Origin of the sequence: Acinetobacter uliginosus, from assembly GCF_044130295.1 — a bacterium.
In the GTDB taxonomy this organism is placed as follows: domain Bacteria; phylum Pseudomonadota; class Gammaproteobacteria; order Pseudomonadales; family Moraxellaceae; genus Acinetobacter.
The window spans coordinates 20,013-36,086 of the sequence record NZ_JBIQOC010000054.1 but is presented as its reverse complement, the minus strand read 5'-3'; the positions used below and the strand labels follow the sequence as shown (position 1 = coordinate 36,086).

General features: G+C 42.4%; 16 protein-coding genes. 4 read left to right on the top strand and 12 right to left on the bottom strand.

Features of this window, described 5'->3' with window-relative positions:
* Positions 1 to 274: 274 nt before the first annotated feature.
* From ACE01T_RS11340 to ACE01T_RS11295, 10 genes are all read right to left on the bottom strand, one after another.
* On the bottom strand, positions 275 to 967 hold the full coding sequence (locus ACE01T_RS11340) for a DUF2238 domain-containing protein (RefSeq protein ID WP_166167003.1): 693 nt from the start codon (positions 965 to 967) through the stop codon (positions 275 to 277).
* 144 nt (positions 968 to 1,111) lie between these two features.
* The gene (gene purB / locus ACE01T_RS11335; RefSeq protein WP_300045141.1) at positions 1,112 to 2,500 is read right to left on the bottom strand and encodes an adenylosuccinate lyase; all 1,389 of its coding nucleotides are present in this window, start codon (positions 2,498 to 2,500) and stop codon (positions 1,112 to 1,114) included.
* A 63-nt stretch (positions 2,501 to 2,563) separates the two neighbouring features.
* Positions 2,564 to 3,295, bottom strand: coding sequence for a high frequency lysogenization protein HflD (hflD, locus tag ACE01T_RS11330; protein WP_086195683.1), 732 nt, complete (start codon positions 3,293 to 3,295; stop codon positions 2,564 to 2,566).
* Positions 3,296 to 3,311: 16 nt separating this feature from the next.
* Positions 3,312 to 4,445 (bottom strand): tRNA 2-thiouridine(34) synthase MnmA, encoded by a 1,134-nt coding sequence (gene mnmA / locus ACE01T_RS11325; protein ID WP_300045146.1) that lies wholly within the window; start codon positions 4,443 to 4,445, stop codon positions 3,312 to 3,314.
* A gap of 4 nt (positions 4,446 to 4,449) precedes the next feature.
* Positions 4,450 to 4,935 carry an NUDIX hydrolase gene (locus tag ACE01T_RS11320; protein ID WP_395519279.1) on the bottom strand — a complete coding sequence of 162 codons (486 nt, stop codon included), beginning with the start codon at positions 4,933 to 4,935 and terminating at the stop codon, positions 4,450 to 4,452.
* A 118-nt stretch (positions 4,936 to 5,053) separates the two neighbouring features.
* Positions 5,054 to 5,695, bottom strand: a complete 642-nt coding sequence (locus ACE01T_RS11315) for a class I SAM-dependent methyltransferase (RefSeq protein WP_395519278.1) — start codon at positions 5,693 to 5,695, stop codon at positions 5,054 to 5,056.
* Positions 5,696 to 5,781: 86 nt separating this feature from the next.
* On the bottom strand, positions 5,782 to 6,312 hold the full coding sequence (locus ACE01T_RS11310; RefSeq protein ID WP_180081666.1) for a gamma carbonic anhydrase family protein: 531 nt from the start codon (positions 6,310 to 6,312) through the stop codon (positions 5,782 to 5,784).
* Positions 6,313 to 6,406: 94 nt separating this feature from the next.
* Positions 6,407 to 7,555 (bottom strand): D-alanyl-D-alanine carboxypeptidase PBP5/6, encoded by a 1,149-nt coding sequence (gene dacC / locus ACE01T_RS11305; RefSeq protein ID WP_086195658.1) that lies wholly within the window; start codon positions 7,553 to 7,555, stop codon positions 6,407 to 6,409.
* Positions 7,556 to 7,674: 119 nt separating this feature from the next.
* Entirely contained in the window at positions 7,675 to 8,061 is a 387-nt protein-coding gene (locus ACE01T_RS11300; RefSeq protein WP_180043285.1) for an MCR_0457 family protein, read from the bottom strand.
* A gap of 233 nt (positions 8,062 to 8,294) precedes the next feature.
* Positions 8,295 to 8,669 carry an MCR_0457 family protein gene (locus ACE01T_RS11295; protein WP_180043286.1) on the bottom strand — a complete coding sequence of 125 codons (375 nt, stop codon included), beginning with the start codon at positions 8,667 to 8,669 and terminating at the stop codon, positions 8,295 to 8,297.
* Positions 8,670 to 8,779: 110 nt separating this feature from the next.
* On the opposite strand from ACE01T_RS11295, the gene surE reads away from it, so the two are divergent.
* From surE to ACE01T_RS11280, 3 genes are all read left to right on the top strand, one after another.
* Positions 8,780 to 9,550, top strand: a complete 771-nt coding sequence (gene surE / locus ACE01T_RS11290; protein WP_166166976.1) for a 5'/3'-nucleotidase SurE — start codon at positions 8,780 to 8,782, stop codon at positions 9,548 to 9,550.
* Positions 9,551 to 9,666: 116 nt separating this feature from the next.
* Positions 9,667 to 10,476 carry a peptidoglycan DD-metalloendopeptidase family protein gene (locus ACE01T_RS11285; RefSeq protein WP_166166973.1) on the top strand — a complete coding sequence of 270 codons (810 nt, stop codon included), beginning with the start codon at positions 9,667 to 9,669 and terminating at the stop codon, positions 10,474 to 10,476.
* A gap of 93 nt (positions 10,477 to 10,569) precedes the next feature.
* The gene (locus ACE01T_RS11280) at positions 10,570 to 11,499 is read left to right on the top strand and encodes a LysR family transcriptional regulator (protein WP_166166970.1); all 930 of its coding nucleotides are present in this window, start codon (positions 10,570 to 10,572) and stop codon (positions 11,497 to 11,499) included.
* A gap of 54 nt (positions 11,500 to 11,553) precedes the next feature.
* Here the strand turns inward: ACE01T_RS11280 and ACE01T_RS11275 are convergent, their stop codons facing one another.
* A complete protein-coding gene (locus tag ACE01T_RS11275) occupies positions 11,554 to 12,765 on the bottom strand; it encodes an aspartate aminotransferase family protein (protein WP_395519277.1) in 1,212 nt (403 codons plus the stop codon).
* Between the two features lie 163 nt (positions 12,766 to 12,928).
* On the opposite strand from ACE01T_RS11275, the gene grxD reads away from it, so the two are divergent.
* Positions 12,929 to 13,270 carry a Grx4 family monothiol glutaredoxin gene (gene grxD, locus ACE01T_RS11270; protein WP_086175639.1) on the top strand — a complete coding sequence of 114 codons (342 nt, stop codon included), beginning with the start codon at positions 12,929 to 12,931 and terminating at the stop codon, positions 13,268 to 13,270.
* Between the two features lie 67 nt (positions 13,271 to 13,337).
* On the opposite strand, the gene ACE01T_RS11265 is transcribed toward grxD, so the two are convergent.
* A complete protein-coding gene (locus tag ACE01T_RS11265) occupies positions 13,338 to 15,977 on the bottom strand; it encodes a Lon protease family protein (RefSeq protein WP_300045176.1) in 2,640 nt (879 codons plus the stop codon).
* Between the last annotated feature and the right edge of the window lie 97 nt (positions 15,978 to 16,074).

Genomic DNA, 16,074 nt, shown 5'->3' with positions numbered 1-16,074 from the left:
GGCTGCCGACGCATAAAGCGACCCAAATAGAAGAATTACTGCCACATCGCTGGAAATCCAACTCAAATTAAAAAATAGGCATGGGGTTCAGCGGACGCTTACTTTGATCCCCCCTTATGAGGAAATTAAAATAAATGAGCACAGGTTTTTTATGCTTTAGCGTAGAACCACTTCTGCAACGGATTTACTGATCCGGTTTCTGTATATTAAGACTAAATAGTATTCTGCTTGAAAAATGGCTGACAAAGTAGAGCTGGGGGAGACTGAAGCTGACTCATGGTTCCCTGTTTGCCTGAATGCTATCCTTGGACGTGTGGTCACTTTCTGGTTGCGGTATTTTAGCTAAGCTTTTATAACATAAATCAAGAAGGCCATAGCCTGCAGCGCCGACTGTTGCAAGCAGCATATCTTTATGTGCATCCCACATATCTCCCTGTTGCCCATTATAATTTTCTGCTTCCTCCGGTGATAAACCAATGGCAATCAGCCATTCAAGCCATTCATAAATTAAGCTGGTGGCCATGATAAACTGCACTACCAATAAAAATAGCGTGAAGGGTTTGGCCTCAGGCAGCCATACATGAAACAGCCGTAGTAACACTGGGTAAAGCAGTACACCACAGGCAAGATGCACCAGACGGTCATACATATTGCGTGACCAGCCCATCGATTGATTAAGGTCAAAATTGAACAGCTGAATCAGCCATTCGTTATAGGGAACATAGGAATACAGGTAATGTGCACCGATAATATGGATCAGTAAAAAAATGAGATAGAGCACAAAACTATAAAAACTCATGCCAATTTTTTTTTGGGTAAACAATAACAGCACCAGCATAAACACCGTACCGGCTTGATGCAGTAGATATGCTTCAAATTCTAAAGGATGGATACTGGCGATGATTACCGCAATAGTGAGTACTGCAAGAGCAACCCAGTGTTTGATATTCAATTGATGTTCAATCATTATTTCTTGTATTGGCAAAGTTTTATTGGGAGTGCTGAAATTTTATCAATGGCTTATGTGGTTACAAACATAGATGAATTATCAACAGATTCTATTCTAATAAAAAAGCGAAGCCGAAGCTTCGCTTTTTAGATTTATTTCGAATTAAATTTTAGAAATTAAATCCTTAATCTGTTTCGCTTGAGTTGAAGCATTACCTGTATAAGTTGCAGGAGTCATTTCAGCCAGACGGGCACGGTCAGCAGCAGGAACGGCTTCCAGTTCGTTACCATTTACGAAGTTCACCATCATGTCGCGAGTCATGGCCTGACCACGAGTCAGGGCTTTTAATTTTTCGTATGGTTTTTCAACTGCATAGCGGCGCATTACCGTTTGAATTGGTTCAGCAAGCACTTCTTGAGCATGGTCAAGATCTTCCAGAATACGCTGTGCATTCAATTCAAGTTTGCCAATACCTTTAGAGCAAGCTTCGAATGCGATCAAGCTTTGTGCAAAACCGACACCCATGTTACGAAGCACAGTAGAGTCAGTTAAGTCACGTTGCCAGCGAGAGATTGGAAGTTTTTCGCCCAAGTGAGCCAATACTGCATTGGCAATACCCAGGTTACCTTCAGAGTTTTCGAAGTCGATTGGGTTGACTTTGTGCGGCATGGTTGAAGAACCCACTTCACCTTCTTTCAAACGTTGTTTGAAGAAACCAAGCGAGATATAACCCCAAACGTCACGGTTAAAGTCGATCAAAATCGTGTTGAAACGACGTAACGCATCAAAAAGTTCCGCCATGTAGTCATGTGGTTCGATTTGAGTAGTGTACGGGTTAAACTGTAAACCTAAAGATTCCACAAATGCTTGTGAATGAGCAGGCCAGTTGATTTCTGGGTAAGCAGAGTAGTGCGCGTTGTAGTTACCTACAGCACCGTTGATTTTGCCTAGAAGTTCAACTTGTTTGAACTGTTTGATTTGACGTGCAAGGCGGTAAGCCACGTTCGCCATTTCTTTACCCAAAGTGGTTGGGCTGGCAGTTTGACCATGGGTACGAGACAACATTGGTTGTTCAGCGTGAGTTTCAGCCAAAGCAACGATTGAGTCGATAATTTGTTGCATTGCAGCAACTAAAACTTCACGACCATTTTTCAGCATTAAAGCATGAGACAAATTGTTGATGTCTTCAGAAGTACAGGCAAAGTGAATGAATTCACCGGCATTCTTCAATTCTTCGATATCAGCAATCTGTTCTTTAAGGAAATACTCAACTGCTTTAACGTCATGGTTTGTGGTACGTTCAATTTCTTTAATGCGGTTGGCATTATCTTCAGAGAAGTTGGCAACAATTGCATCAAGCGCAGCATTGGTTTCTGCACTGAAAGCAGGAACTTCAGTGATTTCAGGACGGTTTGCAAGCGCTTGTAACCAGCGTACTTCAACAGTCACACGAGCGTGGATTAAACCAAACTCAGAGAGGAAAGGGCGCAAAGCATCACATTTGCTAGCATAGCGTCCATCTAATGGAGAAAGTGCGGTTAAAGCGTTCATAGCGATTCCTTAAACTTTGGAATTAAACGTAAAGCGAATAATAAAAATTCGTTCATGATCAGGTTAAACTACCTGATACTGTAAACGGGCAAGATCTTGAATATCCTGGAGCAGTTTGCGCTTGCTAAAAATCATGCCCCATGAGCTGCCACCTAACTGACGCCATAAGTGTGCCAGTTGCAGGCCAGTAAACAGGGAAGCGCGAATTCGGTTGGTATGGGCACTATCTTTAAATGCTTCGGCATTGCCTTTGACCATAATCCGCGGATTAATTTGTCCGGCAGTGTCTATATAGGTTTGGGCAAGGTTGGCAATAATGCTGGGATGTAGATAGTTGTTATCGAAAAAAGACAGCTGTTTTAGAATTTTTTGTTGTGATTGTTCAATAATTTCAACAAATTTGGGATTGCTATAGACTTTTTTCTCTAACTGTAACAACGCCATGGCATAGCTCATTGGCAATTTGGCGTTGGAAAATTTCGGTAAACGTGATTTAGGAGAAGGATTAAAGGGTTGGGTAATGCTGCTTTCTAATGTTTTTAAGCCAAGGGAAATATCGGCCAGTTGATTAAAGAAGTCTAGGGTTTGACAGGATTCATTGGAAGTAGGGCGAATATTCAGGCTGGCTTTAATCAATTGTTCTAAATAGAAGCTGCCATTTTCACCAATACTGTGTTGTCCTGACATGGCTGTCATATGGGTCAGCTGTGTCGACTGGAACACAGCTGCCAACGCCAAAGCACGGTTCTGACGTACATTCAAAGTCCGAGGCTGTTGAAAGGGTAACTCAGCCATGCCTATCGCTTCCTTTTTAAATAAAATCAGGTTTTGGTGCATTGGTATGATGAATCACACCGCCACCTAAACAAACTTCATCTGCGTAGAACACTACACTTTGTCCTGGAGTCACCGCACGTTGCGGTTCGTCAAATTCAACACGTACGCCATTTGGCATATTGGCATCTTGATAAATGACACAAGCCTGATCCGGCTGGCGATAACGGGTTTTAGCCGTACAGCGGAAACCTGTTACTGGAATATCCTGCTCGCCAGCGACCCAGTCAATCGCTTCACTCCAAAGTATAGTACTTTGCATGAGTGGATGCTCATGACCCTGACCAATAACAAGGCGATTATTTTCAATATCTTTATAAAGTACAAACCAGGCGCCTTCGGCTTCGCCTTTCAGACCACCTAAGCCGATACCACCGCGCTGACCGAGCGTATAGTACATTAAGCCGTGATGTTCACCAACCTCTTTGCCGGTATCCAGTAAAATTTTTCCGGGTTGGGCTGGAAGATATTGTTTTAAAAAGTCATTAAAACGGCGTTCACCAATAAAGCAGATTCCGGTGGAGTCTTTTTTCTTTGCAGTTGCCAGACCCAGTTCTTCAGCAATTTTACGCACTTGTGGCTTTTCAATTTCACCGACAGGGAACAAAGTTTTGTTAATTTCACGGCCATGTACGGCATGCAGGAAATAAGTCTGGTCTTTGTTTTGGTCAAATCCGCGTAACAAAGGTGCATATTCTTCACCACGCGAGTTGGTCATGGTTTTACCACGACGGCAGTAATGACCGGTCGCAATAAAGTCTGCGCCCAAATTTACGGCATGGTCTAAGAATGCACGGAATTTGATTTCTTTATTACATAAAATATCCGGGTTCGGAGTACGACCAGCCGCATATTCAGCCAGGAAGTGCTCAAACACACGATCCCAGTATTCCATGGCAAAGTTGGCAGTATGCAGTTTGATGCCAATTTTGTCACACACTGCTTGCGCATCGGCAAGGTCTTCCATCGCCGTACAGTATTCCGTGCCGTCATCTTCTTCCCAGTTTTTCATGAAAAGACCTTCAACCTGATAACCTTGTTGAAGAAGAAGTGCTGCAGACACAGATGAATCTACACCACCAGACATACCGACGATGACACGTTGTTGCATAGGATTAGGTATCCAAAGTTGTAAATAGGGGAGAATTTTGGTGCTCATAAACGAGCGATAAAGGATATTTTTGACCGGATAAGGCATCTTTGACGGCTTTAATCACCAAGGGACTACGTGCGCGTGCAGATTCTTCCAGTTCGCCCAATGTCATCCAGACGGCACCCACGATTCCAGTATCCAGTTTTGCATCTGTATGATGATGCAGATCTGTGGCTAAAAAGCAAAAACGGAAATAGGTACGGTCAGGGAACATTGGCGGAGTATAGGTATATATGCCAAGCAGGTCTGTAATTTCTACATCATGCCCAGTTTCTTCCATGGTTTCACGAATGGCTGCTTGTATGAGCGTTTCGCCACATTCGACATGACCTGCAGGCTGGTTAAATACGGTATGCGTTACACCTTGAGTATGTTCTTCAACAAACAGGAATTTTCCATTTTTTTCAACAACAGTAGCGACGGTAACGTGGGCAGTCCAAGCGGTCATAGAAAAGCACCATGGGATAAAAGGAGTATTCTACAAAATTTAGCGCTCGGTGGCTATGTTGCAGGGCTTTTTCTTTCTAATCCACCTTCTTGATGATCACTTGCACGGTGAAAATACATCAGGAATTGGGTTGGTAAGCCCAGACACTATGTAGAAATTTCTGTTCTGAGCCCCACGGGGTCAGGTGAATATCATGTTCAAAATACATTAAATGAAAATCGGCACCGAGTTTTTCCTGTAACTCTTTAATGCTATAACGATGAATAGTTAAACCGCTGCATTGGGTTGAGCCATCTTCAGCAAAGTTGGACATGATTAGATGACCACCTTTTTTTAAAGAGGTTTTTAGGTTGAAAATATATTGCTGTTGTTGTTCAGCTGTGACCATAAAATGAAATACGGCACGGTCATGCCATAAATCAAAATAATTGGCAGGAAGCGTGACGGTGCAGATATCTTCTACCAGCCAGGTGATGTGCTCTGCATTCAGGTTTTTCTCCCGTAGTCTGGCCTGGTTTTTTTCTAAAGCCGTCCGGGAGAGATCTAATACATGGATATGTTTAAATCCAAGCTCTAAAAGTTGATCGATAAATACCGATGCACCACTTCCCACATCAATAATCTGCGCAGTTAAATCAAGTCCATGTTTATCTCTTAATCGTTGGATCAGCTCGAAAGACTTTTGATCCTGTGCCTGATACCAGCTGACTTGATCAGTGGATTTGGTCTGATAGACATTTTCCCAATGCTTTTGGCTCATGGTATGGCATCCTAAATTTAGAGAAAATTGAACCTGTATAATTCATGCCTTGAACTGAACGGACTAGTGAGCTTAAAGCCTGACTGTTATTGGTAATTCCCAGCCACCTTCACATAATGTCTCGCTGAATAAGGTAAAAATTCTTTTTCTTTCTCTGTAAGCGGACGAACTTTCTGTACCGGACTGCCGACATATAAATAACCACTTTCCAGACGTTTGCGTGGTGGAACCAATGAGCCTGCACCAATCATCACGTCATCTTCAATCACCACATCATCTAAAACGATGGTGTTGATCCCCACTAATACCCGATTGCCAATGGTACAGCCATGTAAAGTCACATGATGGCCAATGGTCACATCTTCGCCAATAATTAAAGGTGAACCTTCAGGTTTATCGGCTTTTTTATGGCTGACATGCAGCATGGCATGATCCTGCACATTGGAGTTTTTGCCAATATGAATATAATTCACATCACCACGAATCACGGCAAAAGGCCACACTGAAACATTTTCAGCAAGTACCACATCGCCAATTACGACTGACATATCATCGATATAACATGAGTCATCAACTTGTGGTGCGGTATTTAAATAGGGGCGAATGTTTTTAGCCATGTGAGGGGTTCAGTCTGTCAATTTTCAAGCATTATAAAATAAAAAAGCATCCAGACCGAAGTGTGGATGCTTTAACTTAAGTCTAAAGCTGTGCTTAGAACAAGTTTGCGAAGAATTGTTTGATGTGATCAATCATTTTTGCAAAGAAACCAGCTTCTTCAACCGCCTGAAGAGCAACAAGCGGTTTTTCTGCAATCACTTTACCATTTAAAGTAGCTACATATTTACCTACCACTTGACCTTTTTTCAACGGTGCAGTCAGTTTAGGTTGAACCACCAATTGAGTTTTAATGGCATTGGCTTCGCCTTTAGGCATGGTCACGTTAAAGTTTTCTGCCAGACCAATTTGAACATCATTGCTTTTGCCATACCAAACTTTTGACTTGGCTAAAACCTGATTGGCAGGTTGAACCTTAACAGTTTCAAAGTTTGCATAACCCCAAGCCAAAATTTCACGTGTTTGTGAGGCACGTTCGTTCATGCTTGGTGCGCCAAAAATCACGGAAATTAAACGCATTGGGCCGCGTTTAGCGGAAGTGGTTAAGCAATAGCCAGCTTCTTCAGTATGACCGGTTTTTAAACCGTCTACACTTGGGTCTGTATAAAGCAATGCATTACGGTTACCTTGTTTAATGCCGTTAAAGCTAAATTCTTTTTCAGAGTAGATTGGGTAATATTTTGAACTGTCATGAATGATATGTTGCGCAAGTGTCGCCATATCTTTGGCAGTCGAGTAGTGACCTTCTGCAGGCATACCGGTTGCATTGATGAAGCTGGTATTGGTCATGCCAATACGTTTTGCTTCCTGATTCATCATGTGTGCAAAGGTACCTTCATTACCGGCAATATGTTCTGCCATGGCTTTAGAGGCATCGTTACCAGATTGAATGATAATCCCACGCAGCATTTCCAGTGCTGTTGCAGTCCCGTTAAGCGGGACATACATACATGATTCCGTGCTGCTACCACGACACCACGCAGATTCGTTCATACGAACTTTTTCATTTTCAGTGAGTTCACCGCTCAATAACTTTTGTTCGATGATATAGCTGGTCATCATCTTGGTCATTGAAGCAGGTGCTAATTTTTCATTTTCATTTTTTGATGCGAGGATTTGCCCTGTCTCATAATCCATTAAAACATAAGATTTATTATTGAGTTCTGGCGGTGCAGATAAGACAGTTGCTGCGTATGTGAAGCTCGGCAATAGTAATAATGCAGCAAGGGCGCTTTTGTGGGTCATTCTGGGTGGTTCCAATATCTTAATAATAAGCACAAAGAGCTTTGCATTTTAGGACAAAGCAAAGCTGACTTCTATGGGGGAAATCAGCTTATTTTCAAAAGTATTGTAACCAATTTGTGTTATTTGCTGTATGTGGTGAGTTCTTGGCAAATTTCCTGATTTTTTGCATCTCCAGCTTTTTTTGCATCGTTACGTGCTTCAGCTAAAACAGGCTCAAATTTTTTCTCTTGGCTGAGTTTAGCCAGGCTCGAAACCGCATTATTGTCGGCAGGTAAATATTCTTGTGCCAGCTTGGCATAACCTTGTTCAAATTTAGCATGATCTTTCACTAAACTAGGGCAGACTTCTGAAAGTACATAAATGGCTGCCAGCTCTTGCTGGGTGACTTTTTGTAGTGGCGTCACTTCAATATTTTCATCTGGTGTGGCTGCATGAATCATAGACAGGGTCATGGCAGCAGTGGTTAACAGTCCCAAAGAAAGCGGTTTAAGCATAGATAATTTCATTAAACAGACCTGAATGATTTAAAAACATCACAATAATAAAAATAAGATTAACGGTATTTGGGGTAATTGTAAGTACACAAATGTATTAAAGCTGTTGAAAATGATGACGTTCATCAAGAAAATATGAAAACAGCAAAGAATTAAAAAGGCATAAAGAGGAATCTGCTTTATGCCTGTGGTCATAATAAGATGTTCAATATTTTAGATAACTTATATAAAACAAGAGCAAATGATCAAACCTGATAATTTACAACATCTTCGCAAACCGATTTTTGTTCATCTTTACTGGTTTCTTTTGCAGCCTGGCGAGCTTCTTCTAGAACAGATTTATACTCTGAATCTGCTTTAATTTTATCAAAAGTCATCGATTGATCTGAATAGTCTTGCAGATAAGCTTTAATCAACAGCTGAATGTTTTGATCAAATTTTGCATTTTTACCAATAATGGCAGGGCATACTTCAGCCATCACCTGAGTTGAAGCAAGGTCTTCTTTCACAATCGTATTGGCTTCTTCCAGAGATAAACCGTCATTGGCTAACACAGTGGAAGATAATAATGCCGCAATGCCTAACCCCAATAAGCCACGAAATGATATGCTTTTAGTCATTTTTAAATCACACTTTTTGAATGGATGTTGAGCGTCAAATATATATAATTTTCTATACAATTCAATCAAATGTTCTGATTAGTCATTTTTAACCGTTAAGAGATGTTTAAGTGAATATATTAATTGCCAATGATGATGGCGTTTTTGCTCCCGGTATTCAGGCCTTGGCTCAAGCTTTGGCTCCCCTTGGTCGTGTAGTCATCGTTGCTCCTGAAAGTGAACGCAGTGGTTTTTCCAGTGCACTTACCTTAGATCGTCCTTTACGACCTGTTCAAATTTCAGCAGATGTCTGGGCAGTCAATGGAACACCTGCAGATTGTGTATATCTGTCCATGAACGGCTTATTTGATTTTGAATTTGATCTGGTGGTCAGCGGAATTAACAGTGGGGCAAATCTGGGCGATGATGTGCTTTATTCTGGTACTGTCGGAGCCGCCTTCGAAGGCCGCCTAATGAAACAACCGGCTATTGCCGTCTCCATGGCCGGTCCCAATGTCCGTTCTTATGACAATCCGAACGATTATGCCGTAGCAGCAAAATGGGTACATGATTTTATTGCCCAGGGGTTGCCGACTTTACCGCCACGTCATATTTTTAACGTGAATATTCCAGATATATCTGAATTGAGAGGTTCAAAAATTACTTATCAGGGACGTCGCAGTCAATCTAAACCGATTAGCAGTCATGTAGACCCACGTGGACGTCAGGTTTATTGGATTGGTTTGTCAGGTGAGGCTGTCGCTGAACCTAAAAAAGGTTTAACTGAAATAGAATCGGATTTTTTTGCGGTGGCAAATGGCTATGTCAGCATTACGCCGATTCAAATGGATGCGACAAATTATGAGATTTTGCACACATTACATGCAGAGTTTTCCAAATAATGCCCAGTAGTGTTATAACTTTGTGAAAAAGCAGAATTGCCCCTATTTTTCAGATGCTTTTTTGCTAATCTTAGTGCAAACCAATAAATAGACTTAATGTGTAGAGAGGAAGATTAATGCACTTGGTGTCACCATATCGCTTATTTGCTGCGCCTGTGGGTTTGTTGAAAACCATGGTCTTGTCTACAGCTGTTATTGCCACAGCCATTTTGAGTGGCTGTGCTTCAAAACCACAAGTTCATAATGCAACACGTTATGCGGCTGCACCGGATTACTATACGGTTCGATCTGGAGATACATTAAGCGGAATTGCTGCACGTTATGGTCTGTCTTATACCAGTGTTGCCGATATGAACGATATAGCGCCACCCTATCGCATTTATGTCGGTCAATCTTTACGTTTAAAAGATTCAGGCTCACGTCGCACCACCACTACACAAGCGGTGACCCAAGCTGCACCGATTCAGCGTCAAACCGTTCAACTTCCGACTACACCGGCTAAAACTACAGTTCCTGCAACCACGGCGACTGCCCCCGTAGCATCTTCGAAAGTCTCTGCTTTGCGCTGGGTAAAACCAAGTAATGGCGCAGTCATTGCAAACTTTAATGTGGCTGCAAATGTAAAGGGTATTCGTTATGGTGGTAATACTGGAGATGCGGTTTTTGCTGCGGCTGATGGTCAGGTGGTCTATGCGGCTGATGGTTTGAAAGAATATGGCAATTTAGTTCTGATCAAGCATATCGATGGCTACATTACCGCTTATGCCCATAACAGTAAAATGAACGTGAGCAGTGGCCAGAATGTGACAGCAGGGCAGAAAATTGCTGAAATGGGTTCAACGGGTACAAATCGTACTATGCTGGAGTTTCAGGTGCGTTTAAATGGTAAACCTATCAATCCGACCATCGTTTTACCAATAAATTAAATTTTACAAATACAAAACATAAATTTCGCCGTATAATACAATGAGTTGCTTTTATCGGAAAGATAAAGCAATTATAAGTTCAGAGGGAAATTTATGTTAGATCAACTTCGAGCAATGGGTGTGTTTGCTTGTGTTGTTGAAAAAAACTCGTTTAGCGGTGCTGCACGTGAGTTAGGAATCACGACCAGCGCCGTGAGTCAGCAAATTCGTTCTTTAGAAAATGAAATGGAAGTGACACTTCTACATCGATCTACAAGAAAATTGAATTTGACTGAAGCTGGACAGGCTTTTTTCCACAGCTGTCAAGAAATGCTTGCCGCTGCAGAGCGTGGGAAAATCCGTATCAACGAGTTACGCGATGACTTGGTGGGGGATTTACGCATTGCTACAACCCCGGAACTTGGTGCCAATCATGTGATTCCTGCATTGTCTCACTGGATGCAGGCACATCGTGGTTTAGCAGTCCATTTAGAAGCCGATAATCAATATATTGATATACTTGAAGGACGTATCGATATCGCTTTACGCATGAGCCCAAAAATAGAAGATCATCATTTGAATGTGATGCCTCTGGCTCTGGTAGAGCAGGTGTTGGTGGCTTCTCCAAGTTATTTGAATCAGTCGGCGCCTGTATCGCGGCCTGAAGATTTAAATCATCATGACCTGATTCCAATCAATATTATGAAAAATTATCAACATTTTTCATTTCAACATGCGGCGTCAGATAAAACAGTGAATCTGGAAATGAAATCACGTTTAAGTACCAATAATGTCCTGGTTGCAAAATCATTATGTTTGCAAGGGCATGGTATTGCACGAATTTTATATCTGGATGTACAAAAGGATTTAATGAATGGTGCTCTGGTGGAGGTTTTACCAGAGTGGAAACTGGAAAATTTCACTTTATATGCCATCACGGCAAAAAAAGATCAGCAACCCATGAAGGTTCATCGCTGTCTGGATGCATTAAAACAATACTTTAGCCAGTTACCCGGCGGAAGAATTTACCAGGCAGTTTCATAAAAATGAAGCATAAAAAAGCCGCGATTAGCGGCTTTTTTAGACTGGATTGAAGGCTTAAGCTAAATAATCCTTGATCATTTTAACCAGACGTTCAATCAACTGATCAGCCTGTTGTTGGCTAATGTTGAGTGGCGGTAATAAACGGATTACAGAACCTGCAGTCACATTGATAATTAAATGATATTCATCACGTGCCACATTGACCAATTCGCCACAGGCTTTTGGTAACTCAATACCAATCATCAGACCGAAACCACGAACGCTAATATTTTGATCAGCCAGTTGCTGGGTTAACTGCTCAACGATATAACTTCCCATTTTTGCGGCATTTTCAACCAGATGTTCTTTTTGAATGGTATCAATAACCGTATAAACCACACGTGAACCCAGAGCAGTACCACTATAAGTTGAACCATGGTTGCCGGCAGTTAAAACACCCACGCCGCGGCCTTGAGTCATCACCGCACCAATCGGGAAACCATTGCCTAGCCCTTTGGCAGTAGTGAGTACATCGGGAACAATATTGGTGTGCTGGTAAGCAAAGTATTTACCGGTACGACCGTTACCTGTTTGAACTTCATCCAGCATCATCAACCAGCTATGCTGATTACAGATTTGACGGATTTCTTCCAGATAGCTAAAACCTTGAGGGGCGGTATTGACACCCCCTTCACCTTGAATTGGTTCAACTAAAATCGCAACGATGTCCGGATGATGGATGGCCGCTTCTTCAATCGCTTCGATATCCCCGAAAGGCACACGGATAAAACCTTCAACCAAAGGCGCAAAACCTTCCTGAACCTTTTTGTTACCCGTTGCTGACAGGGTCGCCAGAGTACGACCGTGGAAAGAATGATCTGCAACAATGATTTTAGGTGTGGCTACCCCTTGCATATGACCAAATTTACGCGCAATTTTAATTGCACCTTCATTTGATTCTGCACCACTATTCGAGAAGAAAATTTCTTCCATACCTGAAACTTCAGCCAGTTTTTGTGCAGCAGCAGTTTGCCAAGGTACTTCAAAAATGTTGCTGGTATGAATCAGGGTAGCTGACTGTTCAGCAATTGCTTCAGTTACCGCAGGGTGTGAGTGACCCAAGCCACATACTGCAATACCGGTCAATGCATCTAAATATTCAGTACCGTCTTCAGTATAAAGATAAGAACCTCGTCCTCGGACAAAGCTGATCGGCTGACGGCCAAATACCGGCATCAAATGAGATGGTTGATCAGTTTGCACAGGAGCAAGGGTAATGTTATTCATGACTAACTCTTATCTGTTAGGAGGGAAAAATAAAAGTTTATATAAGCAAAATCCAGGACAGATTAAAAGCCCAAATGTAAATAAAAATGGAATTATTGCTTTAGACATACTGTTTCCTCCAGTTTTGGGTATAATGCGAGGCAGATTAGTTGAGGATTTATCAATGACTGAACAAGTACGCGATACTGAAGCGTTAATTCGTGACCAAATTGCTAAACATGCAGTATTACTTTACATGAAAGGTACACCACAATTTCCACAATGTGGTTTCTCTGCACGTGCAGTAGAAGCACTCAGTCAAATTGGTCGTCCATTTGCTTATGTCAACATTTTGGAAAACCCGGATATCCGTGCAACTTTACCGAAAATTGCTAACTGGCCTACGTTCCCACAATTGTGGATCAATGGTGAATTGATCGGTGGTAGCGATATCATGCTGGATATGTTCCAAAAAGGTGAGTTAAAACCTTTGGTCGAACAGTACAGCCCGGCACCTGAAGCTTAATTCAGTGATGTGAAGTTGAATTAAAAAAAAGCGCCTTTAAGGCGCTTTTTTATATCTCAGAAAAAAATCATACTTTTTCTGCGAGTGGGTCTTGCTCATTGGCTTTCGGCTCAACTGCTGCAGTGGTTACAGCTTGATTGGCAGATGCTTCAACTTTGTTTTTTTTCTTGTCTTTCTTCTTTTTTTTCTTTTTCTTCGGCTCTTCTTCCAGTTCGGCACCATCTTCAAGCGCCTGCCAATATTCTAATTGATCCATGACCGCCGCATAAATGGAACCTTTACTGTAACGGCCTTTTTTATTCAGTGTGCCGACAGGACGTGCCATTAAAATTTCTAGAGCCTGGTCAATGGTTTCAATGGCGTGAATATGGAACTGACCTTTGGCTACAGCTTCAATCACATCATGACGTAACATCAGGTGTTCCATATTTTGATGCGGAATAATCACTCCCTGTTTGCCCGTTAAGCCTTGCAGCTTGCAGGCATCATAGAAACCTTCAATTTTGGCATTGACACCGCCAATTGGTTGAACCTGACCCAACTGGTTCATGGAGCCGGTAATGGCCCAGGACTGGTCAATCGGTAACTGGCTAATGGCAGAAATAAGGGCAGAAAGCTCAGCTACGGTTGCGCTGTCACCGTCGATTTGACCATAACTTTGTTCAAAGGCGAGGGCAGCCGAAAAATGCAGCATCTGTTCACGACCAAAATGCGCTTTCAGAAAACTCGACATCAGCAATATGCCTTTGGCATGCAGTGAGCCCCCCAATTCGACACTACGCTCGATATCCAGAATGTCACCGCCACCTTGATAGACCGATGCAGTCAAACGTGAAGGCAAGCCAAATTCGACATCGGCATATTGAATCACCGACAGGGCATTAATTTGACCCAAACGGTGACCTTTGGTTTCGATTAACTGTGTGCCACGCGTTAAATCTTGCCAGTACAATTCACGTAAATAACCCAGGCGATACTTGCGATGATCAAGTGCGGTATTGATATGTTTTTCCGAAACGGTTTTATCACCGGCTTGCGCTGCATGATGATGTGCTTCCCGGATCAGATCCCCCAAAGTTAAGGCATGCAATGACAATGAACTTTGATCTTCCGCCTGACGGCTTGAGTCGGTGAGCAGTGCTGCTAGTGCAGAACGGTCAAAAGGTAAGAGTTTGTCAGCTTGAACATAGTCTGCAATCAATTGCATATAGGCTTGTTCATTAACGTCATTACGTTGTAATGTGTCGGTGAAGTCGGCACGAATTTTAAACACGCTGCCGAGTTCAGGTTCCAGTTCTAAAATTTCATAATAAATTTCAGGTTCTGCAAGTAAAATCACTTTAATATTTAATGGAATCGCTTGTGGTTCGATGGAGATGCTGCCGGTTAAGGTCAGCATATGTTCCAGCGAGGACAGCTTTAATTTTCCAGATTTCAGGGCACGTTTTAAACCTTGCCAAGCATAAGGCTGTTCCAGCAGTTGTTCAGCTTCGAGTATCAGAAAACCGCCATTCGCCCGATGTAGTGAACCCGGACGAATCAGGGTAAAGTCGGTGGTGATGGTCCCATTTTGAGTAAGCTGTTCCACGTGTCCTAACAAGTTGTAGTGGGTCGGGAAGTCTTCAAAAATCACCGGCGCACCGCTATTGGGTTTGTAGGAAACAATGATGTTGGCCTGATAACGTGAAGGCACGCGACTGAAGATGCCTGGAGCAAAATCATCCTCTTCTTGCTCAAGGATAATTTCCACATTATTGATAATATCTTCCGCATAATATTGCAGATATTCTGTCAGGCCATCGACATCGGGATATTTGTTCTGAATCAGATCAATGCGCGGCATCACCACCTGTTTAGCAATGTCACGGTTGAGATGCTGGACCTGATCGCGTGCATCATCTTCCAGATCACCTAAATGTAGGCCCAAGCGCTCCAGTTTTTTATTCATGTAGCGAATGTTTGCAGCAATTTCTGCGCGCTGTTTGCTATCCAGGGCATTAATGTCTTCTTTGGACATTTCCTGATATTCATTGTTTTTCAGATGAACCGGCACGAAACAGTGTTCATCATCTTGCGAAATCAGTTTTAAGTCAAAGTTTGCACCTTCTTTGGTCAATTCGACCAAGGCCGATTGCTGTTCATCGCCAGTTTGTTCGCGAATCATTTCAATACGATTGTGATAGGTTTCCGCAGTAAAGCGCCGTTCCAGCTGTTTTAAAATGGTTTGCCAGGTTTGATGCAGCAATGCCTGGAATTTAGGTGCTTGTCCTGGCGGCAGTTCAAGTGCGATCGGCTGACGCGGGAACTTGAAATTGTTGACATAGACCCAGTCATTCGGGGTTTGCATGGTCTTGGCATGCTGTTGCAGTAAACGCTTGATCATGGTGCGTTTACCTAAGCCTGCCGTACCGACTGCAAAAATATTATAGCCCGAGTAAGGCAAGGCGATGCCTGCTTCAACCGAGGCACGTGCGCGATCTTGCCCAAGAAAGTCATTGAGCGGTTTGATTCTTCGTGTTGACGCAGGAATTTTTTCAAGATTGGGAATATGCGTCAGTTGCTTGGGCTGAAGCTGTGTTTTGGTCAGGGTGTTTTGAATTTCCGGTTGATCGAATGCTGAAATTAAACTGCTTTGTAGAGGGTCTGGTTGAGTCACTGTAGTTGTTGCAGATAATGAAGAATTCATTTGATCGAGTTTTTGGGGCACTGTTTAAATCCAAAACTAAAATATTGCAATAGAGATTTAAAGGTATACAGGTTTAGTTGAAAAATTCAAGCGCGCAGGTCGTTTTTATCGACAAAAT